The sequence below is a fragment of the Dysgonomonas sp. 25 genome, assembly GCF_010501075.1.
Lineage (GTDB): Bacteria > Bacteroidota > Bacteroidia > Bacteroidales > Dysgonomonadaceae > Dysgonomonas.
Genome location: NZ_QVMN01000002.1, coordinates 311,102 through 336,524, shown reverse-complemented (window position 1 = coordinate 336,524; position 25,423 = coordinate 311,102). Strand labels below are relative to the sequence as shown.

The window sequence follows — 25,423 nt, the reverse complement described above, 5'->3', positions numbered from 1 at the left end:
CATCAATCCCTATTTCCTTATTACAAAATTGGGAATATATTTTTATAAAAAAAAACGGCCTATAATTTGTTTTTTCATTTAATGTTATATCCTTTTAGAAGCCAGCCGATTATTAAAGTTTGCCTTTGTCCTCTTTTTTATATCCCGACAAACCACGGGTAACCACGATTTTGCACGACAATCCTAAATTTCTGAAATCGCCCGGAGTACTTTTTTGCGCCTCCAAACAACCTAATACTCGGCAACTTCGGGTAAAAATAAACTTTTTTCGATTTTTAGAACAATTCTAAATAAGACGATTTTTAGAATACCTTTACATTGATATAACGGGATGGATTTTCTTTCACATCTTTGAGTAGTAAAGACGCATTATTAAGCGTTGTATTTAGGCTATCATATAGTTGGCGATCATTCAATAATAAACCAACCGTACCATCCTTACTGTTCAGGCGGTCAGTCAGATATTGAATATTTTTCACCGTAGAATCGATAGACTGATAGGTAGATTTGATATCCATCGATTTCATATCGTTCGATACTGATGCCAGGTTATTTGTTATGACAGGCACATCCTTGCCTAATGCTTCCAACAAATCGTTAAGGTCTTTCGTTGATTTATTCAGACTTGACGTTATTTCATTCACATTCGATATAGAATTATCCAATCCCGGATGGTTGGTCAGGTATTGCAATCCTGTCAAAATCGAATCGAGTTTAGGTATCAACGACGAGAATTGAGGAATCATCTCATTTGCCGAGGCCATTGTCCCTTTCTGGCGAAGACCGACTATTGTATCGGTAGCTTCGATATAGCGGCTTTCGGACAAGTTAAGGTCTAACGCGATATAAGTACTTCCCAGCATAGGATTGTCCATTTCGAACTTGCTTCCCACAGGGATATTGATTTCATCATTCATATTGATGACAACCACCGCACGCTTCGGATTGTTAGGATCCATCTTGATGGCATAAACCTGTCCCACCTGAAGACCGTTCAACGTCACGGGTGCCGATTTGGTAAGTCCGGATACATCGTCGAAGACAAGGATATACGAATGGGATGGCGAGAATATATTAATCCCTTTCAGAAAGCTGATTCCGAAATAGAGTAAAAATATCGAAAGTATAAAAGCGATTCCTATTTTTATTTCTTTTGACCCTTTTTCCATAATATTATCATGTAGTTATTTTACGCGTTTACCATCCTTAAAGCGGATAACAAAAGCATCTTTAAATTTGGTTTTTACTTCTTTTAATTGTTTCTGAATTTCGTCATAATTTGTTGTAGAGCCATATGTATATTTATAGCCATTTTCGTAATATGAGTCTACAGGCGACAAGCCTTTGAATTCGGATGAATTACCGGGCAACTTCTTTGGCGAATACATAAATTGTATACGGTACTCCACTTGGTCGGCTATTGCAGGAAGGACGTCTACGACCGCCACCGGTTCGGAAACCGATATTGCCGGAACTTCTACCGGCTTGGATTTCGAATCACGCTTATCGAAGTCTTCCTTATATTTCTTGAATCCTTCGTAAATAGATTCGGCCATAACCTTCTGTCCGTTTTTGGAAGCGAGATAAGTCGCTTCTGTAGCATTATTGATAAAGCCTAATTCAATCAAAATACTCGGCATACTCGTATTGCGCAAAACGAGGAACCCGGCCTGACGAACACCTCTGTCCGCACGCTTAGCTTTTGTCCTGAATTTATCTTGTATATGAGTAGCGACATTCAAGCTCTGCTCCATATATTTATTGGTCATGAACTCGAATATGATATAAGACTCCGTCGAATTGGGGTCGAAACTCTCATACTTGACCGAATAATCTTCTTCCAATAAGATTACCGCATTCTCGCGCTTGGCTACAGCTAAGTTCTCTGCACTGCGAGCTAACCCCAGAATATAGGTATCGGCACCGCTGGCCGTAGTCTTTTTCGCATCGGTAGAGTTAGTATGGACCGAGATAAAAAGGTTGGCCTTTTCTTTATTCGCTTTCTTTGCTCTGTCGGCAAGTTCCACAAAGACATCTTTGTCCCGCGTATACACAACCTTCACATCGCTCATGTTCCTCTTTATCAGGTTGCCCAACTCCAATGCAACAGCCAGATTAATATCTTTCTCCTTTACCTTTCCGCGTACAGCACCCGGGTCGCGTCCTCCGTGACCGGCATCTATCACTACCACAAACTTCGAATTGTCCGGATATACAAACCCGTACAAAAACAAGATGCTACATAGTAATAAAAATGCTCTTTTCATATATTATCCATTATACACGACCTCGTTCGCAAGCTTTTTTCCGGCAAAGAAGTCCGATATATTGTTGAATGTTGTATGCGCAATATTCGAAAATGCCTCATGCGTAAAGAAGGCTTGATGAGATGTAATGATAACATTGTTGAAAGACAACAAGCGGGCAAGCACTTCGTCCGTCATCACCGTATCCGAATAGTCTTCGTAGAAATAGTTGCCTTCTTCTTCGTAAACATCGAGCCCGGCAAAGCCAACCTTACAGCAAACCAAACCGTCTATCAGATGCTTGGAATTAATAAGCTTTCCTCTACCCGTATTGATAATCATCACTCCGTCTTTCATCTTGGCTATCGAGTTCTCATTTATAAGATGCTCGGTTTCTTTGGTCAAAGGACAATGTAAGGTAATTATATCCGATTTGGCATATATTTCGTCCAGCGAAGCATAGGTATAACCCATCGTCTCGGCAGCTTTCTCATCGGGATATACATCGTACGCCAATACGTTCATCCCTAAGCCTTTCATCAGTCCGATAACGACCTTCCCGATGCGTCCCGTACCAATTACTCCGACAGTCTTTTCGTACATATCGAATCCTTGCAATCCGTTCAACGAGAAATTTCCTTCGCGTGTACGGTTGAAAGCCCGATGTATCCGTCGGTTCAACGTAAGCATCAACGCCAGCGTATGCTCGGCAATGGCATGCGGCGAATAGTCGGGAACACGAACGACGGTTATTTTATCTTTGGCATAAGCAATATCGACGTTATTGAATCCGGCACAGCGCAACGCTATCAACTTAACGCCATACGATTGCAGGCTGTCGATAACGGTTTTATCTACCACCGCATTCACAAAAATACACACAGCATCGAATCCCGATGCAAGTATCACATTATGCTTGTCTAAGTGTTCTTTGAAAAAGACAAGTTCGTAACCATAACTTTTATTCACCTCTTCGAACATTTTAATGTCGTAAGGTTTCGAATCGAATACTGCGAGCCTTTTTGCCATAATTAATTCTATTTATAGATAACTCAATCAATTAATTCACGCTACAAATTTAGTTAAAAATAAATGTTGCATCAAACATTCCAACCCTTTTCTGACCTGTAAGCAGAAAGAGAGACCTGCCGGATAAAAAACCGAAGTGTCTCTCTTGTATTCTCGATTTAGTGTAACCTGCTATTTAGCGAAGCTGACAGAGCGCGTCTCACGGATTACCGTAATCTTCACTTGTCCCGGATAAGTCATCTCATCCTGAATTTTGCGGGCAATATCCGTAGAGAGCTTTTCAGTTTCTACATCGTTCACTTTATCTGCTCCTACAATAACGCGCAACTCGCGGCCGGCCTGTATCGCATAGGTTTTCAATACACCCGGATACGAAGCGGCCAATTGCTCGAGGTCGTTCAAACGTTTGATATATGCCTCGACAATCTCGCGACGTGCTCCCGGACGTGCTCCCGAGATAGCATCACATACCTGCACGATAGGTGCAAGCAAGGTAGTCATTTCCACCTCATCGTGGTGAGCCCCGATAGCGTTGCAGATATCCGGCTTTTCTTTATACTTCTCGGCCAGTTTCATACCGAGCAATGCGTGAGGCAATTCCGGCTCATCATCAGGCACTTTACCTATATCGTGAAGCAATCCGGCACGTTTTGCCTTTTTCACGTTCAGTCCCAATTCAGCTGCCATAATAGCACAAAGGTTGGCTGTTTCGCGGGCATGCTGCAAAAGGTTCTGACCATATGATGAACGGTATTTCATTTTTCCGACCAGACGAATCAATTCAGGATGCAATCCATGAATACCGAGGTCGATAGTCGTACGTTTACCTGTTTCGATGATTTCCTCTTCGATTTGCTTACGCACTTTGGCTACTACCTCTTCGATGCGGGCAGGGTGAATACGTCCGTCCGATACCAACTGGTGAAGCGCCATACGGGCAACCTCGCGGCGTACCGGGTCGAAGCCCGAAAGGACAATCGCTTCCGGCGTATCGTCAACCACGATTTCAACACCTGTTGCCGCTTCCAGCGCGCGGATATTACGTCCTTCGCGACCGATGATGCGTCCTTTTATTTCATCCGATTCGATGTGGAATACGGTAATTGCATTTTCGATAGCTGTTTCGGTAGCTACTCGCTGAATAGACTGGATAACGATTTTCTTCGCTTCCTTATTGGCTGTCATCTTCGCTTCTTCCATCATCTCGTTGATGTAGGATTGAGCATTTGTTTGAGCTTCGTCTTTCAACGCCTCCACCAATTTCTCTTTCACCTCGTCAGCAGATAGTCCCGAGAGGGCTTCCAAGCGTTCAACTTCTTGTTTATGAAGCTTCTCTAAATCTTGTTGCCTGCGCTCTACTACTTCCAGCTGCGTCTCTAAGTTTGCTTTCACGGCATCCGCTTCCGATTTCTTACGCTGAATCTCTTCCATCCGTTGATTGATGGTCATTTCGCGTTGTTTCATCTTAGCTTCAGCCGATTGCAGTTTCGCATTGCGAGCCGATACTTCTTTCTCGAACTCGGCTTTCATATGCAATTCTTTCTCTTTTACTTCGAGCAACTTATTTTTCTTTATCACATCTGCTTCTTTAGCAGCCTCTTCCATTTGCCTTTTAACCTTGGCTTTCGCTACGAGCGTCAGGATGACCCACGTAAGCAAAACCCCGGCCAGAAAGGGTATGACATAAAATAATATATCCATAATTTACATTTTGTTATTGTTGTTATTACAATTGCGTTTAAGCCTCTTTATCAATCAGTTAAAAACAAAAAAAAACACCAATCCTGAATAATAAACTTATTCAAAATTAGTGCCGAAATAGTATTTATTAAATCTGATATTCGATTTCTGCTTTTCCTTTTCGGAAAGTTATCTCTTTCTAAGGTAATCATCCAACTCAGTTACGAATTGGTTGATTTTCTCTTCGAACATATCTGCTCTTTCCTTCTGCTCTTCTTTCTCTGCTACCGCCTGTATGGCTGTCATGGCCATATAATCGGTGTCTTGCAACGGAGAATCTGAGGTGCCGGTAAAATGTTCTTTATATCGACTCAGTTTATAATTTATTTCCTTGGCGGCGTTACGGAATATAGCTTCGTCGTCTCTTTTGACACGCAGAGGATATTTCGTATTCGCTACCGGAAGATTTATGATTAAATGCTCATCCATTACCGAAATTCTTTTCTAATTAACCTTTCAACATGGTGATGCATTTATCTACATCCCGCACTAATTTTGACAACCGTCGTTTGGTTTCCTGCGCCGCTTCTTTATCTTGCGACGAGAGCGTTTTGGCAAATTTCAGGTTGTCATATTTTGCTTTCAGTTGCTCTACTTGTCCCGATAAGTCTTCTAACTGTATATTCTTCTGCGACAATTCCTCTCTAAGTTGGCGATTTTCATCGCGAAGCGTATCGCATAAATACATTAGTTGCTTCATCCTTATTTCGAACTCAGCCAGAAGTTTTTTACCGTTCTCTGTCATAAACAACTAAATTGTTACAAATATAGCGAGAGATGCCGAATTAACAAAATTATTAAACGGCTATTTCTGCCTGTTTACAAATTATTTTATCATCTGCTAATTATCTTTTTATGGAATTTGCAATATTAGTAGCTCATTATAATATATAGATAATTTTATCTTCTATGCATAACAGATTATATTTACTCCTCTTACTTATCATTTCCTTTTTCTTCTCTTGTTCGGAAGATAAAGACGGGCTTTATTTACAGGAGTTTGAAATCAAAGATACACAGCTCGATTCGTTGCTAAACATTTTCACTCAAAGCTTAAACAACTATGACTCTCAACTGCAGCAACGCGGGGAAGAACCCAGAGAAACCGTACTCACCGTACTTTTCAGAAAAGAAAAGGATAGTATATACCTGAATTGCTACGGAGGTTGGGCGAACAGTATTTCGAGCTACATATTTATGGAGCACAATTATCGGGTGTTGGGCTGTAGCAAGAAAGACGGGAGAGATGTGATATTTTTGGCAGAAAGCAATACTTCATCCAACGGTAATCACTTGTCATTCATCTGGGATTTCATCTCACCTAAGGTTAAATGCACGGAACAAGAAAAGGAGGAAGCAGGAGAGGATATTTTGACAAGGATAAAACTCCCTGAATTTTCGGAAAGATATATCGAGTATATCCAATATCCGCGCATGATATATGATGGAGGAATTCAGCCGGCAGCACCTCCTGCATGGAGTGATCGCTTCCCTATTATTTATTATTACAAAGATGGGGTAATTCATCTATCGGACTAAAAGCGAAAAGAGGCATGTAAAAAACATACCTCTTTCTCAATTTCTTTCGAGTAGCCTTTAAATCAAAGCCACTTCAACATCGTCTTTCAATTCGTTGAAAGCGATTTTTCCTTCGCGAGCCAACCAGCCCAGAGCAGCATACATATCTTTCTCTGTCAGTTTACATGCTTTCTTAATCTCTTTTAATCCTTTCTTTCCGTTAGCATCCAGATAAGCCCAGATAGCTCCGGCGTTTGTTCCAATTTTTTCTTTCATAATGAGTCAAAATTTTTAAATAATGTTAGTCTATCCATCATGCAAAAATAATCATATTCTGCCAAAGAGCGCGATTAGAATGACATTTGGCTGTAACAATACATTATTTTTTGATATTTTTTAACTTAAAAACAAAACACTAATGTAAGACATATTTTGTTTCCACAGCAAAATACACAAACATTTTTTCGATATCTTGTATGGTTTCTTATTCCTGCTTTTAATGTATTAATATGCGATTTGTTTAGCCTTTTCATTGTGAGGTGGGCAAAAATCAGTTAGATTTGCAGAAAAATATATCGTTTGGCATTTTTTAGTTTAAATAGGAAAAGCAATGTAAAGAATCTGGATGACGACCAGTTGCTCTCACTACTCAGGGAGACTGGCGATGTCAGCCATTTCAACGAATTGTATGAACGATATATACCGCTCGTCTACGGGCTTTGCCTGAAATACCTGCAAGATACCGAAAAGGCTCAGGATGCCGTTATAGACATCTTCGAAACATTATCGCCGAAGATTACCACATACGAGATAAAAGTCTTTAAAAACTGGATATACAGCGTAGCCAAGAACCATTGTTTTCATATCCTGCGAGAGAACAAAAAAGAAATTGTTGTAGATTTCGATTCGCAGATTATGGAATCCGACACTGTTTTGGATCTATTCAGTGAAGAAACTCCTGACAAGGATAAAGAAGCGGCTTTGCGTGAATGCTTGAACCGCCTTCCTGATCCGCAGCGAACAACGATACGCATGTTCTTCTACGAAGAAAAGTCGTATGCCGATATCGCAGATGACACGGGGTTCAACCTGAAAAGTGTAAAGAGCTTCCTGCAGAACGGGAAGCGTAATTTAAAGATTTGTGTTGAGAAAAAACTGAACTTATGAGCTTGATTGACTATATAAAAGGTAACCGGAAAGGAAAGGACGCCCACCGCACGGAGCGGGAAGCCCTTAGCGATCCTTTTCTTGCTGATGCTATCGAAGGATACGATAGCATAGAAGACAATCATGTGCAGAACATACTCCGCCTGCAGAAACAGATCCAGTCTAAATCGAAACGTTCGGGCGGAATGCATCCTGCATGGAAAGCCGCTGCTGCCATTCTCCTGCTTGTTTTCGGGCTGGGAGGATATTTGTTCGTGGACGAAAAACGTTCGCAATTGGTGGCGCAGGAAACGCCAATCCTGTTGATCGACATTTACGTTCCGGAGGAATTCTATGTGGAAAACAGTGCTATTATCGCCGAAAAGAACGCCGAGACCAAGAGTGTATTGAAAGCTTATATCGAGCCGTTCAGGATTGACGAAAAGGTTAGCGCAACCATTACACCGGGCGAACGCGAAATTCTTTCGGACGAGAAGAAATCGGTCATGACCATTTACATCCCCGATATGGTCTATGAGCAGCACAAAGCTGATATAGAAAAGGATAACTTCACAACAGAACTGATTACCTCAACCGAGGATTCTACTGCTGTTATATCTATTTACGTTCCCGAAAAGGATTTCGAACGTTATCAATCCAAAAGTAAATAATAAGGCTGTTAATCTTCTTTCAGGAGGTCGGGGCGCAACGCTTTGGTGCGTTCCATAGCCTGCTGCAACTTCCATTCATCTATTTTTGCCTGATGCCCCGACAGTAGTATATCGGGTACTTTCCAGCCTTTATATTCTGCCGGACGGGTATATACGGGAGGAGCCAGTAGATTGTCCTGAAAAGAATCTGAAAGCGCCGACTGTTCATCACCGATAGCTCCGGGTATAAGGCGCACTACGGCATCGGCAATGATAGCTGCAGCCATCTCGCCGCCTGTCAATACATAATCGCCTATGGATATTTCTTTGGTTATCAGATGTTCGCGTATGCGGTAATCGATCCCTTTGTAGTGCCCGCAGAGGATAATAATATTCTGCAAGGTAGACATCTGGTTTGCCATGGGCTGGTCGAATAATTCTCCGTCGGGCGAAGTAAAAATCACCTCGTCATATTCGCGTTGCTGTTTCAATGCAGCAATAGCATTATCAACGGGCTCTATCTGAATAACCATTCCCGCCTCTCCGCCGAAAGGGTAATCGTCTACCCGCTTATGTTTGTTGGTCGTATAATCACGCAGATTATGGACGACAATTTCAGCCAGCCCTTTATCCTGTGCCCGTTTGAGGATGGAACAGTCCAAAGGTCCTGTAAGCATCTGCGGCAATACGGTTATAATATCTATGCGCATAGTTTTATTCTATTGTTGTTTCCCGAATGAAATAAGCTTTATCCTTAAAATTCTTTGTCCTCGTATTTATCTCACTGACAAAAGTATTCAGCCAGCCATCGCCTAAAACAGTGAAATAAAACTTTTCAGACAAAGGGTCGGCGATAAATGCTATTTTCTTATATAGATAATCAAATCCTTCCAGGTATATATTATACAGCTCACATAACTCCTTCATAATAAAGCGTTCTTTATTGGCTGCCGCAGACGTGACAAAATGTATATCTTTCTCTTCCAGATATTTCCGCACTTCCGGCGTCAATAATTCATTCAACGTCTGATCTTGTTGGCGCGAATATCTTATTGCCTCCTCCACCACTACAGCAAGCTCTTGAAGTGAGGCCGCGAGAGACTCTTTATCAACCTGTATATCAGTTTCTTTATCCGCAACACGAAGATAGCGGATATTCAGATGCAGTTCTTCCCACAGCGTATTCTCTCTATCATCGCGCAATCCTTCAGTCAACCATTCACTTCCGTCAATGGCATAGAAAAGATCCTTATCCTGAGCAGTTGCATAAAGTGTATAGGCAAATAAGAATGACAGGAAAAGAAACTTTTTCATAGAATCTAATAACTTTCCTTTTCGTTCGGAAAAGTATTCTCTTTTACATCTTTAATATAGTTTCCGACCGCTTCCGTAATGACGGTATGCAAATCGGCATAGCGACGAAGGAATTTGGGTGCAAAATCTTTATTGATTCCCAGCATATCCTGCATCACCAATACCTGTCCGTCGGTATGAGCGCCCGCCCCGATACCGATAGTCGGGACAGAGATTTTTTCAGTCACTTCCTTGGCTAATTGCGCCGGAATCTTCTCTAACACCACTCCTATACAACCTGCCTCTTCGAGCAACTGCGCATCTTTCAGTAATTTAGCCGCTTCCTCATTGCCTTTCGCGCGAATACCATACGAACCGTATTTGTTGATAGATTGAGGCATCAGCCCAAGATGCCCCATCACAGGTATACCGGCATCCACTATCTTTCTGATATCGGCGATAATTTCCTCTCCACCTTCTATCTTTAATCCATCCACACCTGTTTCTTTCATGATGCAGATAGCATACTCGAGCGATTTTTCGGGATTTCCCGAGCATGTACCGAAAGGCATATCCGCCAACACCATAGCTCTTTTGGTCGCTCGCACAACCGATTGCGCATGATAAATCATTTGTTCGATAGTCATGGGAAGAGTTGTTGTATATCCTGCCATAACATTAGCGGCCGAATCACCGACAAGGATCACATCCATTCCCGCTTCGTCGATAATTTTCGCCATCGAATAGTCGTAAGCGGTGAGCATAGATATTTTCTCTCCGGTTTGCTTCATCTCACGCAGGTGAAGTGTAGTGACTTTGCGTATATTTTCGTTATAAGTAGACATATTCTTTTTTGTTTGAAGTTATAGACGGACAAAGGTATAAAATAATCAGTACATCCTAATCCGCGTAACAGATAATACACAAATGTGTCGCTTTTTTGTATTACTTTTTGTTACTTTTTTTAGCGCCTTTAAAATCTCATTCACCTGACTGTCAACGCTTTGAATTTTTAAAACCGGTACAAAGAAACGACATTTTTTCATTGAGTTACTTTTTTGTATTTAGCTGTTCTCTTGTCATGTTGAGTGAAACGAAACATCTCATCGCACAATTGAAAAGAGACTTCTCACATCCGTTCGAAGTGACAACTAAAAAGTAACAAAGGTATATTCATTTTGAGCATTTTTGTAGAGTTACTTTTCTCCGTGTACCTCAGTGCCTCCTCTGTGAAACTCAGTGTTTACCTCTTTCTTCCTTGTATATCGGGAAGAGATGCCTCCTATCGTCGACATGACAAAAAAGTAACACAAGTATACTTATTTCTTGTAAACTCGTAACTAATAAACTTGCCCCCCCCCTAAATAAACATAGATAATTCCCTTCGTAACTATTCAGTAATTTTAATGATTATTATCGCTGTATTTTTATTAATTTTGTAGCCTAAAAAATAAGGCTACGACATTGAAACTATCCGAATTACAACAACTTTTTGACAACCACAAGAATATCCCTGCTGCAGCAGATATTCTATCCAAGTTTCGAAATATTTATATCAAAGGCCTACAAGGCTCATCCGACGCCATGTTTGCCGCCTCCTTGTTTAATAAAATCAAGGGAAGCTTCCTGTATGTATTGAACGATGCCGAAAGTGCCGGCTATTTCTACCACGACCTCAGCCAGATACTGGGCAATACGAATGTCTTCTTCTTCCCCTCGGCATACAAACGGGCTATCAAATACGGACAGATAGACAGCGCCCTTGAGATACTGCGCACCGAAGTATTAAGTAAGCTGCAAACCGAAAATAAACACTTCATCATCGTCACGCATCCCGATGCCCTTGCCGAAAAGGTAGCTTCGCAGGAATCGCTGGAGAAAAACACCCTGCAGTTGTATGCAGGACAGGAAATCGACCGCCAGTTTATCGACGAAGTATTGTTGTCTTTCCAGTTCGAATATGTCGACTATGTATACGAGCCGGGGCAATATGCCATACGCGGAAGCATTATCGACGTCTTTTCCTTTTCGAGCGAATACCCTTACCGCATCGACTTTTTCGGAGACGAGATAAGCACCATCCGTACCTTCGAGGTCGACACCCAACTTTCGAAAGAGAAATTGGAAAACATCCAGATAATACCTGACATGCAGCGCATGGATATGGACAGGGAATCGCTTCTGTCTTTATTACCCGAAAACACGCTGACTGGGTTCAAGGATTTGACTTGGGTAGCAGAGCGAATCGATGCCATTTACACCGATACGCCGATACTCGACAATCCCGAATACCTCGCCGATTTCCAACAAAAACTGATAGATAAGCAACAATTCTTGGACAAGATAGCCTCATTCCGGCAAATCCATTTCGGTGCAAAAGCATACGGTACACCCGAGGCTACACTTGAATTTTCGACCGGATTGCAGCCCGAATTTCATAAGAACTTCGACCTGATAAGTGAAACATTCCGCGACTTCTTAGACAAGCAATACCGGATATTCATCCTGAGCGACAGCGCTAAACAGCAGTCGCGCCTCAAAGCTATCTTCGAGGACAGAGAGGACGATATTTCCTTCACGCCGATAGACCGTACCTTATCCGAAGGCTTTTACGAAGAAAGCCTGAAGATATGCTGTTTTACCGACCACCAGATATTCGACCGTTTCCACAAATACAACCTGAAATCCGACCACGTGCGTTCAGGTAAATTTGCCCTGTCTCTCAAAGAATTGCAACAGTTCCAGATCGGGGACTATATCGTCCACATCGATCACGGTATCGGGCAATTCGGCGGGCTTGTCCGTTCCGATATGAATGGCAAGATGCAGGAGCTTATCAAGCTCATTTACCAGAACAACGATATCATCTTCGTCTCGCTTCACTCCCTGCACAAAATATCCAAATACAAAGGCAAGGAAGGCGAAACACCGCGTATCAACAAGCTCGGGACAGGCGCATGGGAACGCATCAAGGAAAAGACTAAATCGAAGGTCAAGGATATCGCCCGCGACCTTATCAAACTATATGCCGAAAGGCAACACGAAGAGGGGTACAAATTCTCTCCCGACTCTTTCCTGCAAAACGAACTGGAAGCCTCTTTCATCTACGAGGACACTCCCGATCAGATGAAGGCTACCGCCGACGTGAAGCAGGATATGGAAAGCATCAAGCCGATGGACAGGCTTATCTGCGGCGATGTAGGCTTCGGAAAAACGGAAGTGGCTATCCGTGCCGCCTTCAAAGCGGTAACAGACAATAAACAAGTTGCTGTATTGGTGCCGACAACCGTACTGGCATATCAGCACTTCCAGACATTCAAAGAGCGGTTGAAGGATTTCCCTTGCCGGGTCGATTATATCAGCCGTGCCCGTACCAATAAGCAAATCAAAGACATCCTGCTCAACCTGAAAGAAGGCAAAATCGATGTGCTTATCGGCACACACCGCATTGTGGGCAAGGACGTAGAATTTAAAGATTTAGGACTACTCATCGTCGACGAGGAGCAAAAGCTGGGAGTAGCCGTCAAAGAGAAGCTGAAACAGGTGAAAACCAACGTAGACACGCTCACGATGACTGCCACCCCGATACCGCGAACGCTTCAATTCTCACTGATGGGAGCGCGCGACCTTTCGTCCATCACCACTCCCCCACCCAACCGGTACCCGATACAGACGGAGGTACACACCTTCGACCCGAATGTTATCCGCGAGGCTATCGAATTCGAAATGAGCCGCAACGGACAAGTATTCGTCATCAACAACCGCATTAAGAATATCGAAGAATTAACCGAACTGATTCGACGCGAAGTTCCTGATGCCCGCGTAGTGGTCGGTCACGGACAAATGGAACCTGCCAAGCTGGAACAAATCATCGTAGACTTCATCAATCACGAATATGATGTATTGGTGGCGACTTCTATCATCGAATCGGGAATAGACATCCCAAATGCCAATACTATCATCGTAAACAATGCTCAAAATTTCGGATTGAGCGACTTGCACCAACTCCGCGGACGCGTTGGGCGCAGCAATAAGAAAGCTTTTGCCTACCTGCTTGCCCCTCCGTTGAGTAGCCTTACACCCGAAGCACGCCGTCGTTTGCAGGCGATCGAGAATTTTTCGGATTTGGGACATGGTATCCACATCGCTATGCAAGACCTCGATATCCGCGGGGCAGGAAATATGCTGGGAGCGGAACAAAGCGGATTTATAGCCGACTTGGGATATGAAGTGTATCAGAAAATCCTCACCGAAGCAGTTGCCGAACTCAAAAATGAAGAGTTTGCCGACGTTTACCATACAGCCGAGGAAGGCGAGAAAATCGAAGGCGACAACTTCGTTGACGATGTACAGATAGAGAGCGACCTCGAGTTACTATTCCCGGCAACGTATATTCCGAACGATTCGGAGCGTATCACGCTATATCGCGAGTTGGACAATATGACGCGCGAATTGGATATTCAACAGTTTGTAATGCGTCTGGAAGACCGTTTTGGTAAGATTCCGCCCGAAGGCCGCGAACTGATTCGCGTAGTCCGCCTGCGGATGCTTGCCCGCGCATTAGGAATAGAAAAGGTAACGCTCAAAAACAAGCGGATGAACCTTTTCCTTGTCTCCAACCCCGAATCGCCTTATTATCAATCCAAAGCGTTCGACAAACTGCTTAATTATATCCAGCAGTATCCGCGCAATTGCGAGCTGAAAGAGAAAAACGGCAAGCGTTCGGTCACCATTCTGCATGTAGAAACAGTCGAGGCTGCCTGCGCTGTGTTGGAAGAGATAGCTAGAGAAAAGACAGAAAAAGAATAATTTACCGGCGATCAAAAAAATAGCTTTCTTCGAAAAGAAAGCTATTTCCATCATTTATCTGGAGAAATTTTATTTCAGCAAATTCTCTACTTTTTCCACTAATGCTGCCTTTTGTGCAGCGCCTACTTGTTTGTCCACTACTTCACCATTTTTGATAAAAAGGATAGTAGGGATATTGCGGATGCCATATTTTGAAGTCACATCATCGTTGTTGTCAACATCTACTTTACCGATGATTACTTTTCCTTCGTACTCGGTAGCCAACTCATCGACGATAGGGCCTATCATCCGGCATGGACCACACCACTCTGCCCAGAAATCGAGAACAACAGGTTTTCCCGAATTCAATACTTCTTCTATTGTTGCATCTGTTACTGCAAGTGCCATAATAAATATATTTTAGTTAGTTAATATTTCTATCTTTTCTGTGCGCAAAAGTACAAAAATGGTTTCGGATAATAAAGGATTAATTTATTTTAAACAATAGATTTTCGCTATCGGTTATATAGTCTATCAATTCCTTCTTTACATCCACTTTGATAGAACGCGAAAACAAGTCTACTTTCATATTTCTTTCGCCATCTATCACTTCAAAATATAACAACGAATTACCTGGATTGTTTTTGGTCAGCAACGATAATTCCTCTACTATTTGCTTGTTCATCTCATGCAGAGGCAATTGTATCGTTATCTTCTCTATCAGTTTATCTTTCACATTCGGAAGCAAATCGATCGTATTTATTTTCAGCTCGAATTCATTCTCATTATAACGCCTTGGCTGCACACGCCCGCGAATAAAAAGGTATAATCCCGGACGTCCGTATTTGCCGAAATTGACGTAGTCGTCGCCAAAGAGAGGCAATTCGCCGCTACCGGTAAAGTCCTCCACCTTGATAATCATAAACGGCTTTCCGTTCTTGGTGAACCCTTCGCGCATGCCTGTCACCAGACCGCCGAGTTTTACCTCCTTATTTTTGAAAGCATCTTTATCCTCCAGTTCCGACATTTTCATGTTGCACACATAATTGAGGACGATCGAATATTCATCCAGCGGATGTGCCGAAAGGTAGATACCTATCAAATCGCGCTCTTTTCCAAGACGTTCGAGGTCTGACCATCTCTCTACCTTAGGGATTTCAGGATGGGCTATCTCGACCGATTCATTTCCCCCGAACAAGGAGTTTTGTGCCTGATCCCTGTCTGTCTGGAATTTATTTCCATAACGGATAAGCTGATCGATAAAAGTTTCGCCTTTGCTATTCAAACCGAAGAATTGCTCCCTGGTAATTTCGGCGAAGTTGTCGAAAGCTCCCGCCAATGCCAACGATTCTATATTCTTCTTGTTGCACGAACTCAGGCTGACACGCTCTACAAAATCGAAAATACTTTTGAACGGGCCATTTTGAGTGCGCTCGGCAATGATACTGGCCACAGCGCCCTCTCCTACTCCTTTTATGGCAGCCATACCGAAGCGGATATGTCCTTCCTTGTTGACGGAGAATTTGAGCACCGACTCGTTCACATCCGGCCCGAGAACATTGATATCCATCGCCTTACACTCATCCATAAATTTGGTGATTTCCGTGATATTGGATAAGTTGCGCGAGAGAGTAGCAGCCATATATTCGGACGGATAATTCGCTTTGAGCCAAGCCGTTTGGTAGGCCACCCACGAATAACAAGTCGCATGCGATTTGTTGAAGGCATAGGATGCAAATTTTTCCCAGTCTGCCCAGATTTTTTCCAGCACCTTTTTGTCGTGCCCGTTAGCCGCTCCCCCTGCGAGGAACTTCTCTTTCAAGGCATTCATCTTATCTATAAGCTTCTTACCCATTGCTTTACGCAACTCGTCAGACTGGCCGCGCGTAAAATTAGCAAGCAGGCGCGATAGAAGCATGACCTGCTCCTGATAGACCGTAATGCCATAGGTATCTTCCAGATAGCGCTCCATAATGGGGATATCGTAGGTGATTTCTTCGCGTCCATGCTTACGGGCAATAAACGATGGGATATAGTCCATCGGCCCCGGACGGTATAAGGCATTCATGGCAATCAGGTCTTCAAACTTAGTCGGTTGAAGCTCTTTCAGGTATTTCTGCATACCGGCGGACTCGAACTGGAACGTTCCGGTCGTTTTCCCTTGGCTATAAAGCTCATACGTTTTGGGATCTTCGAGCGAAATATTATCGATGTCTATCGCCTCACCTGTTGTATCTTTGATATTATCAATAGCTTCTTTGATGATGGATAGGGTTTTCAATCCCAGAAAGTCCATCTTGATAAGGCCGGTTTCTTCGATTACCGAACCCTCGTATTGTGTAACCAGCATTGTTTCGCCGGTTTCTTTATCTTCCGCCGTACTTACAGGCACTACGTCCGAAATATCCTGTTGCCCGATAATAATGCCGCAGGCATGTACTCCCGTGTTGCGCACATTCCCCTCGAGCATCTGGGCATACTTCAACGTATCGCGTGCAATAGGATCGTGACCTACGGCCGCTTCTTTCAGTTCGGGAACATACTCGATAGCATCTTTCAAAGTCACTTTTTTCTTATCCGGTATACGATCGGGAACGTACTTGGCAAGCCTGTTCGACTCGGCTAACGGGAGCTTTTGCACGCGTGCCACGTCCTTAATAGCCGACTTTGTCGCCATCGTTCCGTATGTTATAATGTGAGCTACACGCTCTTTACCATACTTTTGCGTCACCCAGTCCAGTACCTTCCCGCGCCCGTCATCATCGAAGTCGATATCGATATCGGGCATGGATATACGATCGGGATTCAGGAAACGCTCGAACAGCAAATCATATTTTATCGGATCTATATCGGTAATACCGAGGCAATAGGCAACTACCGAACCGGCAGCCGAACCACGTCCCGGCCCTACGGAAACACCCATTTCGCGGGCTGCAGCAATGAAATCCTGCACAATGAGGAAGTATCCCGGAAAACCCATTGTTTTCATGGTTTCCAACTCGAATTCGATGCGTTCGGTCAGCTCCTCGTCACGCTCTGCGCCGTATCGTTTATTAGCCCCAATTTCCGTCAGATAACGTAAATAATCGGCTTCGAGCTTGATACGGATTACCTTATCGTATCCACCAAGGCGGTTATAGGCCTGTTCGCCAAATTCCTGTATTAAATCTGCTTCAGCGAACTTCTCTTTATATTGTGCTTCTGTGCCGAACGATTCGTCGATCGTAAAGAATGGCATCAACGCATCGGAATCGATAGAGTAATATTCCACTTTATCGGCTATTTCCAACGTATTTGCCAAAGCTTGAGGAACATCAGCGAAGATGCGGTTCATTTCGGCCGTAGTTTTCAGCCATTCCTGTTTCGTATAGCGCATACGCTTGGGATCATCCAAATCCTTACCTGTACTGAGGCAAATCAGCCGGTCATGCGCATCGGCATCTTCTTCGTTCACGAAATGGACGTCGTTGGTCGCTATCAGTTTCACATTGTGCTTCTCTGCCAAACGGATAAGCTCGGCATTCACCTTCTGCTGCAACGGATAAGCTTCGAGATTGGAATCGGGACGGGTGGTCTCGTGGCGCTGCAGTTCGAGATAGAAATCATCCCCGAAAAGGTTCTTAAACCATTCGATAGCCTTATCTACCTCTTCGGTATCGCCTGCTTGTATCTTTTTCGGAATTTCTCCTCCCAAGCATGCCGAACTGACAATTAGTCCTTCGTGGTATTTTTCCAGCAGTTCCTTATCGATACGCGGACGCATATAATAGCCTTCCGTCCAGCTGACAGAAACCATTTTAATCAGGTTCTTATACCCTTGTTTATTCTTAGCCAGTACCACCAAGTGCCAGCCACTCATATCGGGCTTGCCTTCTTTCAGTTTCCGAGCACGGCGGGCAACGTAGCATTCGCACCCTATAATAGGCTTGAAACGATTCGTTTCCTGCTCAATGATTTTCAGCTTCAAAGCATCTATCTGGGCATCCTTATCAGCAGCAGCAGAAGCATCGAGTTTTTTAAGCTCTGCTTTCAGTTCTTTGATTGCTCCTTCGACTTTCGAATTCTTCTTTTTTACGTAGTTATAGAATTCTTTCACCCCGAACATCGCCCCATGATCGGTGAGGGCCAAGGCCCGCATACCATCATCGTGTGCCTTGTCTACAAGTTTTTGTATACTGGCCTGACCATCGAGTAATGAATATTGGGAGTGAACGTGTAAATGAACAAAGTTTGCCATATCAGAAAATACATTTTTGAGAGTTTAAAGTTAAAGCTTTATAGCCAGTCGCTGAAATCTTCCCTTTTAAAGTTTTCAACATTAAAAGTTTTTAACGGCGCTATTATTCTTCTTGCAAAGTTTTACAATCATAGTTTTTCATATTCTAAAAAAACTATTATCTTTGCATTCGCAATTTTGCAAAGATGGTGAGGTCCGGTAGCTCAGCTGGATAGAGCATCAGCCTTCTAAGCTGAGGGTCCCAGGTTCGAATCCTGGTCGGATCACTTGAGGAACAGAACTAAAATGACAGTTCGACGCCAAAGACACAAAAAAGTCTTCTAAGCATTAGTTTAGAAGACTTTTTTATTGTCCTATTTCCCTAAGGAAGCGGGATATAAGTAAAGACATGGAGGACTTATCGAAAAGGATAAATCTGAAAGTGGGCTAAATAAAAAAGGTGCAAATGCACCTTTTTTTATTTCTTAGAATCCTCGATAGACACTTTTCTGAATTCTTTCAAAGCTTTCTCGATAGCCAGAGATGTTTTTCTCGCTCTTGTCCCTGCTGCTTTGTTTCCATTTTCTACTTGTGCTGTTGCATCTTTTGCGAATTCTGCAAATAATTGATTCAAGTTTTCTACTAAATTTTTCATATCGTTTTTCTGTTTTAAAATTGAAGCACAAAGATAAACTTGTTTTCGCAACATTGAATATCTTCGTAAATAAAGATCAACCAAAACAACGATGAAAGTTTTACTTATAAACGGAAAAGCTTAGGGAAAAGGTAATACATATATTGTTCTACCAGAGGTTACATTCGCGTAAAAAACAGTTATCCATTCAGGAGTTTGCCTGCTGTCCAGCCGAGCTGGGGATAGGCTTTGCGAAGATTCTTCTCGCAGTTCTCAATTCCGCTGCCTCCGGAAGTAGCAAAGGGTATAAGAGTCTTGCCCGAAAGGTCGTAGCTCTCAATAAACGTATTGATAATGGTCGGCGCAATGTACCACCATACAGGAAATCCGATATAAATTGTATCGTATTGCTCTACATTGTCAAGTCTTCCCGCTATGGCCGGACGTGATGACGGGTCGCGCATCTCTACGGAACTGCGGCTCGCCCGGTCGTTCCAGTTCAGGTCTGCTGCCGAATAGGGTATTTCGGGTACTATTTCGTAAAGGTCGGCATCCATATCCGTCGCCAATTTATTTGCTGCCCTCTTTGTTGTCCCGCTACAAGAGAAGTAGGCTACTAAAATATTCTTCATATTATTCATTGCTTGTTAATTTATCATATTCCTCATCACTTACGGCTTCCAGCCATTCGTTATTTCCCTTCTCGCCCGGCACTTCGATAGCCAGATGGGCAAACCAACTGTCGGCTGTCGCTCCGTGCCAATGCTTTACACCTTGCGGTATGTTGACCACATCGCCGGGTTTAAGTAATTGCGCGGGTTTGCCCCACTCTTGATACCAACCCTCTCCGGCTACGCAGACAAGTATCTGTCCACCGCCTTTGGTGGCGTGGTGTATATGCCAATTATTGCGACAGCGAGGTTCGAAGGTTACGTTATAAATACCGACCTGCTCCTGCGATAACGGAGCAAGATAACTTTGACCGATGAAATACTGTGCAAAGGCATCGTTAGGGTTGCCGATGGGAAACAGCATCTCCTGCTCAAATGCGGCTTTTGCATCGGCAGCATCTGTATTGTCTGTCCAGACTTCTTTCGCCAAACGGAATGCTGCCCACGCTTTCGGCCATCCGGCATAAAAGCCGATATGAGTTAATGCTTCAGCAATCTCTGTACGTGTAATCCCATTGTTCTTAGCCGACTGGAGATGATATTTTAGCGATGTATCGGTAATACCCATGCTGACAAGGGCGGTTACGGTAATCATACTTCGGTCGCGTAAACCGAGTTTATCTGTACGGTTCCATACTTCGCCAAAAAGAACATCATCGTTCAATTCAGCAAACTTGGGTGCGAAATCGCCCAACTGCTCCCTCCCCGCTGTTTGTTTTACTTTAGTCTGTGCCATAATCGTTGTTGTTGAAATCGTTACGATTAGTAATAAGCAAAATAGAGATTTCATTTCAAGTACTCTTTAAAGAAAGACTCCAACTTATCAAATGGAATAATGTCGGTGCGGTCGTATAAGTCCACATGACTGGCGCCCGGGATTATCATTAGTTCTTTGTTATCTCCTTTGAGCATTTTGAAAGCATCTTCACTGAAATAACGTGAATGGGCTTTCTCTCCATGTATAATCAATACAGCATTGCGGATTTCTCCGGCGTAGGAAAGCTGCGGCATATTGATAAAAGAAAGAGATGATGTTATATTCCAACCATTGTTTGAGCCGAGCGAACGTTTGTGATAACCACGTTCTGTTTTATAGTAGCTGTGATAGTCTTTCACAAATTGCGGTGCATCCTCCGGCAGTGGATCAATCACACCACCAGCCAACGCATACGTGCCGTTTTTGGCATCGGCTGTACGCTGGGCATTGAGTTGCTCGCGAAGTTTATAGCGGGCATCCGCATCCATTGAATCAAAATAGCCGTTGGCGCTGACGCGGCTCATATCGTACATAGTAGAAGCCACCGTCGCCTTGATACGGGTATCCATAGCAGCGGCGTTGATGCCCAAACCACCCCAGCCACAAATACCGATAATCCCGATACGCTCCGGGTCTACGTTATCCAATGTAGTAAGAAAATCTACGGCTGCACAGAAATCTTCCGTATTGATATCGGGCGAAGCCACATAGCGAGGCTCACCACCACTTTCTCCTGTATAGGATGGGTCGAAAGCAATAGTCAGGAAACCTTGTTCGGCCATTGTTTGTGCGTATAGGCCGGAAAGCTGTTCTTTCACTGCGCCGAATGGCCCGCTTACGGCAATAGCTGCCAACTTACCGCTGGCATTCTTTGGCACATACATATCGGCGGCGAGTGTAATGCCGTAACGGTTGCGGAAGGTTACCTTACTGTGATTGACTTTATCGCTTTTGGGGAATACTTTATCCCATGCTGTTGTTAGCTCTAACTTTTCCATATTCTTATCATTTGTTTGACTATTGTCGGTCGTCTTATTGTTTACGCATGCCGTGAACATTCCGCTCACAAGCAAAGCCATTACTGCTACTTTTTTCATATGCTATATTTTTGTTCAAATTTAATGTATGGTAAATCCTCCGTCTACCAGTAAAGCATGACCATGAACAAAACTTGCCTGTGGACTGCAAAGCCACAATACGGCATCAGCTATTTCTTCGGGTTTACCCAAACGACCAGCCGGAATATCACGGACAAGTTCTTCCTCCAATTTCGGATTCCTGCGTATCAAATCTTCTGCCATCGGAGTAAGTATTACACCCGGACAAACAGCATTTACGCGAATCCCTTTTGCCGCATAATCCATAGCTGCCGTACGTGTCATACCAATTACACCATGTTTACAGGCAATATAGGCAGCCTGTCCGGCAAAAGCGGTTACTCCACCCTGTGAAGATGTATTAACAATGGCTCCACCGCCTTGTTTCAGCATTTGCTCAATTTCGAATTTCATACAATTCCATACTCCTTTAAGGTCGACAGCGACTGTGCGGTCAAATTCATCATTCGTAATTTCTGCCATCGGACGTTGCGGAGTCTGGATACCTGCATTATTAAGTGCTGCATCTAAACGTCCGTAAGTTGAAACAATCCAATCTATCATTTCCTTGACAGCCTGAACATCCGAAACGTCACATTGATAAGCAACAGCTTTGTATCCGGCATCAACCAGTTTTTGAGCCTGTTCATCCGGTTTTTGGATATCAGCCATTACAACGGTTGCACCCGCATGAGCAAATGCTTCTGCACAGGCAAGCCCGATACCCATTGCCGAACCTGTGACCATAACAATTTTCTTTTCCATTTTTCTATGATGTTTTTATCTGTTTTCTTCTTCTATAACTTCTATTTTTAGATTGCTTTAATGACTTTCGCAGGAATACCACCGACTATGGTATTGTCGGGAACGTCTTTTGATACGACTGCTCCTGCGGCTACAACGGCATTTTCTCCAACCGTTACTCCTTGCAGGATAGTTGCTCCCGCACCAATCCATGCGTTCCTTTTGATGTGAATGTGCTTTGGAATAAGTGAGTGCCTGTTTTCGGGCGAAAGTGGATGACCTTCGGATAATAGACTGACATTAGGAGCTATCAACACATTGTCATCAATGGTGATACCGCCTAAATCTAAAAAGGTACAGTTGAAATTGATAAATACGTTTTTGCCGATCTTGGTATGCTTCCCGTAATTGATATACAGGGGAGTAAATACCGCTACGCTCTCATCGATAACACTATCCGTTATCTGGCTTAATAAACTTCTGATTTCTGCCGGGTCGGCTGAGTTATTCATCTTCATCAACAGTGTTTTCGTACTGTATGAAGCTTCCCGCATTCTATACCCTTGAGGGTCATTAGCAGGAATGGTTTCTCCATTTCTTAGCCGCTCGAAAATATCCATCTTATCCATCTTTGCATTATTTAGTGCAAAGATCGGGACTAATGAGGCTTATCGGTTAACGATATTCAAACTGATAATTAAGAAATTCAAACCATTGCTTCCCGAAGTGATTTCGGGTTTGTACCCGTTTGTTTCTTGAAGAAGTTGTTGAAGTAAGTCGGATATTCAAAACCGAGGGCATAAGCAACTTCCGAGATATTCCAGTCAGTATGCTGCAACAAGGCTTTTGCTTCTGCAATAATCCGTTCGGTAATATGTGCAGTGGTTGACTTACCTGTGATTTCTTTTACCGCACGGTTCAGATAATTGGTGTGTACATTCAGGTAGTTAGCGTAGTCCTGAGCTGTCCGCAGTTGCAATGGACTGTCGAATGTCTCAATAGGGAATTGTCTTTCCAGTAATTCAAGGAATACGGAGGTAATCCGGGCTGTGGCTTTTTTAGCTTGATGGTAATGTTCTGAGGGTTGCAGCTTTAATGCCTCATGAATAATCAGGCTGATATAGTTGCGGATAAGCTCATCTTTAAAAGTATAGTCATTCTCTTGTTCTTCAATCATCTTTTGGAAGAGAGAGTTTAAAAATAGTCTTTGTTCCTCTGATATTTCCAAAACAGGCGTTCCGTCGATTTTGAAGAATGGCGATTGAAGCAGACTCTCTGAACGGTCTGATTGTTTCAGGAAATCTTCTGAGAAAAGACAGGTATAACCTTTGTAAGTAGTCGATATGGTTTCCCATGAATAAGGGATATGCGGATTGCCGAAAAACAGAATTGTTCCTTCCTGCTCAAAACTTCTATTGGCATAGTTGATAATACTTTTGCCGGTGGTAAGACAAATCTTATAGAAATCTTTGCGACTGTATGTACGTGTCTCGTTACAGTCATCGTCGATCTGAAATGCCTTGAAGCCTTTTAGTTTAAGTTCGTTATTGAACTCAGAGATTGAACGTTCTGTTTTCATCCTGTAAATATAAGAATTTCAAACCAATATTAATATCCTTAATTTGCTATTCTTTTTAGGTCAGGATTTATTATATGCTTTTCCCCACATATATTTCCATATATTCTTTAGTTTGGGCAATTGATGGAATGTTGGCTTCATATAAGAGGTAAACAGAATGCCCAAAAGAACAATTATTCCGAATAAAGTGATTCCGCCGAATAATCTCTTTCCAGCTTAGCAGCATGGCTTGTGTAGTTGTTCGTCGCAGGCATTTCATTTCTATCAGGAGGATTGTCCCAACTTACATCTTATCTTATTGCTATGGAGGATATACCCACCAACCGCACCAATAAGGCATCCCAATACAATATCGAAGAAACGGATATAAATAGATTGTTCCTCCGAATGATTAGCCTGTCCCCCTTCAGCTAAAAAGATAGTTAAAGCTGTAATGAAAATCACAGCCATGGCGTATTGCCTGACCACTAATACTTCTACAATAAACTGGAGCAATATTATTACAATACAAATTGCTAATCCCGAAATTTGTAAGCCAAGCAAAAACCATGCGAATCCGGCTCCTACAAATGTACCTATAACCCGGTTTATCCCTCTCTCCCAGATATGCCTGCGTGTGCCACCCTGCATAACAGCTGCACAGGAAACAGGAACCCAATACGGATTCTCCAATTTCAGGACAGTTGCTGCTAACAAAGCTATTCCTATGGTTATAGCAAAGATGGCAGACTCTCCAACATCTATCCGTTTTGCTTTTTCAAATAAAATTGCTTCATCTGACAGTGAATAGTTCTTAATCGTAAAAATACTATATATGAAAGCTAATGCGCATGTAGAGATTGTTCCCAATGTTATTATTCCAACCCTCTCCGGCAACGATGACAGGTCGAACTTTTGGCATATGGCTAAAGAAAATATCAAAATAAAGAAGAAATTGCCGGGAGGTCTAACTTTAAAGTACCGGATGATAAGATTAAGAAAGAATACATATACAGAAAGCACCAATGGAGCAGTCCAAACGTTAAAAGCCCCGATAGCTCCAATAAAATAAGATAGAATGAATATAAAAGAACATGTCATTAATGTTATCATTCTATTTACGATAGCCGTATAACGGATATACAGAATCAATAATCCGGATGTACTGGCCAAGATTCCATTGGGTAGGTTATCGAATAAATAGCCTGCAAAAAGAGGAATCCCCACCGAGATTCCTGCTAAAATTGGGATATGCCAGTGTCTTTCTGATTTGCGGAAAGCAAATATGCTGGCTATATCTTTTTTTAAGTTTTTTCTTGTTTTCAATTAACTCATT

General features: G+C 42.9%; 24 protein-coding genes and 1 tRNA gene. 5 read left to right on the top strand and 20 right to left on the bottom strand.

The annotated features are described in order from the left end of the window. Positions 1-302: 302 nt before the first annotated feature. The 6 genes from D0T66_RS04515 to D0T66_RS04490 form a co-directional block, all read right to left on the bottom strand. Positions 303-1,169, bottom strand: coding sequence for an MlaD family protein (locus D0T66_RS04515; protein ID WP_163356043.1), 867 nt, complete (start codon positions 1,167-1,169; stop codon positions 303-305). A 15-nt stretch (positions 1,170-1,184) separates the two neighbouring features. After that, entirely contained in the window at positions 1,185-2,267 is a 1,083-nt protein-coding gene (locus D0T66_RS04510) for an N-acetylmuramoyl-L-alanine amidase (RefSeq protein WP_163356041.1), read from the bottom strand. A 3-nt stretch (positions 2,268-2,270) separates the two neighbouring features. Further along, positions 2,271-3,275, bottom strand: a complete 1,005-nt coding sequence (locus tag D0T66_RS04505; RefSeq protein WP_163356039.1) for a 2-hydroxyacid dehydrogenase — start codon at positions 3,273-3,275, stop codon at positions 2,271-2,273. 171 nt (positions 3,276-3,446) lie between these two features. Then, entirely contained in the window at positions 3,447-4,976 is a 1,530-nt protein-coding gene (gene rny / locus D0T66_RS04500) for a ribonuclease Y (RefSeq protein ID WP_163356037.1), read from the bottom strand. 168 nt (positions 4,977-5,144) lie between these two features. Beyond that, complete coding sequence (locus D0T66_RS04495; RefSeq protein WP_163356035.1) at positions 5,145-5,444, bottom strand: cell division protein ZapA; 300 nt, start codon at positions 5,442-5,444, stop codon at positions 5,145-5,147. Positions 5,445-5,463: 19 nt separating this feature from the next. After that, on the bottom strand, positions 5,464-5,760 hold the full coding sequence (locus D0T66_RS04490; RefSeq protein WP_163356033.1) for a hypothetical protein: 297 nt from the start codon (positions 5,758-5,760) through the stop codon (positions 5,464-5,466). Positions 5,761-5,924: 164 nt separating this feature from the next. Here D0T66_RS04490 and D0T66_RS04485 point away from each other — a divergent pair, with 164 nt between their 5' ends. Continuing rightward, positions 5,925-6,554: a hypothetical protein gene (locus D0T66_RS04485; protein ID WP_163356031.1), complete on the top strand. Its 630-nt coding sequence runs from the start codon at positions 5,925-5,927 to the stop codon at positions 6,552-6,554. 57 nt (positions 6,555-6,611) lie between these two features. Here the strand turns inward: D0T66_RS04485 and D0T66_RS04480 are convergent, their stop codons facing one another. Beyond that, on the bottom strand, positions 6,612-6,809 hold the full coding sequence (locus D0T66_RS04480; RefSeq protein ID WP_163356029.1) for a winged helix-turn-helix domain-containing protein: 198 nt from the start codon (positions 6,807-6,809) through the stop codon (positions 6,612-6,614). A 303-nt stretch (positions 6,810-7,112) separates the two neighbouring features. Between D0T66_RS04480 and D0T66_RS04475 the strand changes: the two genes are divergently transcribed. Then, positions 7,113-7,700: an RNA polymerase sigma factor gene (locus tag D0T66_RS04475; protein ID WP_163356027.1), complete on the top strand. Its 588-nt coding sequence runs from the start codon at positions 7,113-7,115 to the stop codon at positions 7,698-7,700. Continuing rightward, a complete protein-coding gene (locus D0T66_RS04470) occupies positions 7,697-8,350 on the top strand; it encodes a hypothetical protein (protein ID WP_163356025.1) in 654 nt (217 codons plus the stop codon). The genes D0T66_RS04475 and D0T66_RS04470 overlap by 4 nt, the downstream gene beginning before the upstream one ends. 8 nt (positions 8,351-8,358) lie before the next feature. Here the strand turns inward: D0T66_RS04470 and trmD are convergent, their stop codons facing one another. The 3 genes from trmD to panB are packed head-to-tail and all read right to left on the bottom strand — an operon-like array spanning position 8,359 to position 10,467. Next, entirely contained in the window at positions 8,359-9,039 is a 681-nt protein-coding gene (gene trmD, locus D0T66_RS04465) for a tRNA (guanosine(37)-N1)-methyltransferase TrmD (RefSeq protein WP_163356023.1), read from the bottom strand. 4 nt (positions 9,040-9,043) lie between these two features. Beyond that, positions 9,044-9,643, bottom strand: a complete 600-nt coding sequence (locus D0T66_RS04460; protein ID WP_163356021.1) for a hypothetical protein — start codon at positions 9,641-9,643, stop codon at positions 9,044-9,046. A gap of 5 nt (positions 9,644-9,648) precedes the next feature. Next, a complete protein-coding gene (panB, locus tag D0T66_RS04455; RefSeq protein WP_163356019.1) occupies positions 9,649-10,467 on the bottom strand; it encodes a 3-methyl-2-oxobutanoate hydroxymethyltransferase in 819 nt (272 codons plus the stop codon). A 619-nt stretch (positions 10,468-11,086) separates the two neighbouring features. Between panB and mfd the strand changes: the two genes are divergently transcribed. Next, complete coding sequence (gene mfd, locus D0T66_RS04450) at positions 11,087-14,431, top strand: transcription-repair coupling factor (protein WP_370520760.1); 3,345 nt, start codon at positions 11,087-11,089, stop codon at positions 14,429-14,431. Between the two features lie 69 nt (positions 14,432-14,500). On the opposite strand, the gene trxA is transcribed toward mfd, so the two are convergent. Both trxA and dnaE read right to left on the bottom strand, forming a co-directional pair. Continuing rightward, positions 14,501-14,818 carry a thioredoxin gene (trxA, locus tag D0T66_RS04445; RefSeq protein ID WP_163356017.1) on the bottom strand — a complete coding sequence of 106 codons (318 nt, stop codon included), beginning with the start codon at positions 14,816-14,818 and terminating at the stop codon, positions 14,501-14,503. A 79-nt stretch (positions 14,819-14,897) separates the two neighbouring features. Continuing rightward, positions 14,898-18,647 carry a DNA polymerase III subunit alpha gene (dnaE, locus tag D0T66_RS04440; protein WP_163356015.1) on the bottom strand — a complete coding sequence of 1,250 codons (3,750 nt, stop codon included), beginning with the start codon at positions 18,645-18,647 and terminating at the stop codon, positions 14,898-14,900. Positions 18,648-18,839: 192 nt separating this feature from the next. Here dnaE and D0T66_RS04435 point away from each other — a divergent pair. Further along, positions 18,840-18,913, top strand: a tRNA-Arg gene (locus tag D0T66_RS04435). A 191-nt stretch (positions 18,914-19,104) separates the two neighbouring features. Here D0T66_RS04435 and D0T66_RS04430 read toward each other — a convergent pair. From D0T66_RS04430 to D0T66_RS04395, 8 genes are all read right to left on the bottom strand, one after another. Beyond that, a complete protein-coding gene (locus D0T66_RS04430; RefSeq protein ID WP_163356013.1) occupies positions 19,105-19,281 on the bottom strand; it encodes a histone H1 in 177 nt (58 codons plus the stop codon). 179 nt (positions 19,282-19,460) lie between these two features. Further along, on the bottom strand, positions 19,461-19,901 hold the full coding sequence (locus D0T66_RS04425) for a flavodoxin (RefSeq protein ID WP_163356011.1): 441 nt from the start codon (positions 19,899-19,901) through the stop codon (positions 19,461-19,463). Then, the gene (locus tag D0T66_RS04420; protein WP_163356009.1) at positions 19,894-20,721 is read right to left on the bottom strand and encodes a carboxymuconolactone decarboxylase family protein; all 828 of its coding nucleotides are present in this window, start codon (positions 20,719-20,721) and stop codon (positions 19,894-19,896) included. The genes D0T66_RS04425 and D0T66_RS04420 overlap by 8 nt, the downstream gene beginning before the upstream one ends. Then, on the bottom strand, positions 20,718-21,746 hold the full coding sequence (locus D0T66_RS04415; RefSeq protein ID WP_255489726.1) for an alpha/beta hydrolase: 1,029 nt from the start codon (positions 21,744-21,746) through the stop codon (positions 20,718-20,720). Before D0T66_RS04415 ends, D0T66_RS04420 begins: the two co-directional genes overlap by 4 nt. A 60-nt stretch (positions 21,747-21,806) precedes the next feature. Continuing rightward, positions 21,807-22,550, bottom strand: a complete 744-nt coding sequence (locus tag D0T66_RS04410) for an SDR family NAD(P)-dependent oxidoreductase (protein WP_163356005.1) — start codon at positions 22,548-22,550, stop codon at positions 21,807-21,809. Between the two features lie 47 nt (positions 22,551-22,597). Then, on the bottom strand, positions 22,598-23,158 hold the full coding sequence (locus D0T66_RS04405; RefSeq protein WP_163356003.1) for a DapH/DapD/GlmU-related protein: 561 nt from the start codon (positions 23,156-23,158) through the stop codon (positions 22,598-22,600). 77 nt (positions 23,159-23,235) lie between these two features. Continuing rightward, positions 23,236-24,108, bottom strand: coding sequence for an AraC family transcriptional regulator (locus D0T66_RS04400; protein WP_163356001.1), 873 nt, complete (start codon positions 24,106-24,108; stop codon positions 23,236-23,238). 264 nt (positions 24,109-24,372) lie between these two features. After that, positions 24,373-25,413 (bottom strand): FUSC family protein, encoded by a 1,041-nt coding sequence (locus D0T66_RS04395; RefSeq protein ID WP_163355999.1) that lies wholly within the window; start codon positions 25,411-25,413, stop codon positions 24,373-24,375. Between the last annotated feature and the right edge of the window lie 10 nt (positions 25,414-25,423).

Bases quoted from the DNA above. Each gene is read 5' to 3' on its own strand.
- D0T66_RS04425 (WP_163356011.1), bottom strand. From the start codon at position 19,901: ATGAATAATATGAAGAATATTTTAGTAGCCTACTTCTCTTGTAGCGGG.
- D0T66_RS04505 (WP_163356039.1), bottom strand. From the start codon at position 3,275: ATGGCAAAAAGGCTCGCAGTATTCGATTCGAAACCTTACGACATTAAA.
- D0T66_RS04405 (WP_163356003.1), bottom strand. From the start codon at position 23,158: ATGGATAAGATGGATATTTTCGAGCGGCTAAGAAATGGAGAAACCATT.
- D0T66_RS04400 (WP_163356001.1), bottom strand. From the start codon at position 24,108: ATGAAAACAGAACGTTCAATCTCTGAGTTCAATAACGAACTTAAACTA.
- dnaE (WP_163356015.1), bottom strand. From the start codon at position 18,647: ATGGCAAACTTTGTTCATTTACACGTTCACTCCCAATATTCATTACTC.
- panB (WP_163356019.1), bottom strand. From the start codon at position 10,467: ATGTCTACTTATAACGAAAATATACGCAAAGTCACTACACTTCACCTG.
- rny (WP_163356037.1), bottom strand. From the start codon at position 4,976: ATGGATATATTATTTTATGTCATACCCTTTCTGGCCGGGGTTTTGCTT.
- D0T66_RS04480 (WP_163356029.1), bottom strand. From the start codon at position 6,809: ATGAAAGAAAAAATTGGAACAAACGCCGGAGCTATCTGGGCTTATCTG.
- trmD (WP_163356023.1), bottom strand. From the start codon at position 9,039: ATGCGCATAGATATTATAACCGTATTGCCGCAGATGCTTACAGGACCT.
- D0T66_RS04415 (WP_255489726.1), bottom strand. From the start codon at position 21,746: ATGTTCACGGCATGCGTAAACAATAAGACGACCGACAATAGTCAAACA.
- D0T66_RS04410 (WP_163356005.1), bottom strand. From the start codon at position 22,550: ATGGAAAAGAAAATTGTTATGGTCACAGGTTCGGCAATGGGTATCGGG.
- D0T66_RS04510 (WP_163356041.1), bottom strand. From the start codon at position 2,267: ATGAAAAGAGCATTTTTATTACTATGTAGCATCTTGTTTTTGTACGGG.
- D0T66_RS04470 (WP_163356025.1), top strand. From the start codon at position 7,697: ATGAGCTTGATTGACTATATAAAAGGTAACCGGAAAGGAAAGGACGCC.
- D0T66_RS04485 (WP_163356031.1), top strand. From the start codon at position 5,925: ATGCATAACAGATTATATTTACTCCTCTTACTTATCATTTCCTTTTTC.
- D0T66_RS04420 (WP_163356009.1), bottom strand. From the start codon at position 20,721: ATGAAATCTCTATTTTGCTTATTACTAATCGTAACGATTTCAACAACA.
- D0T66_RS04495 (WP_163356035.1), bottom strand. From the start codon at position 5,444: ATGGATGAGCATTTAATCATAAATCTTCCGGTAGCGAATACGAAATAT.
- trxA (WP_163356017.1), bottom strand. From the start codon at position 14,818: ATGGCACTTGCAGTAACAGATGCAACAATAGAAGAAGTATTGAATTCG.
- D0T66_RS04515 (WP_163356043.1), bottom strand. From the start codon at position 1,169: ATGGAAAAAGGGTCAAAAGAAATAAAAATAGGAATCGCTTTTATACTT.
- D0T66_RS04430 (WP_163356013.1), bottom strand. From the start codon at position 19,281: ATGAAAAATTTAGTAGAAAACTTGAATCAATTATTTGCAGAATTCGCA.
- D0T66_RS04490 (WP_163356033.1), bottom strand. From the start codon at position 5,760: ATGACAGAGAACGGTAAAAAACTTCTGGCTGAGTTCGAAATAAGGATG.
- D0T66_RS04460 (WP_163356021.1), bottom strand. From the start codon at position 9,643: ATGAAAAAGTTTCTTTTCCTGTCATTCTTATTTGCCTATACACTTTAT.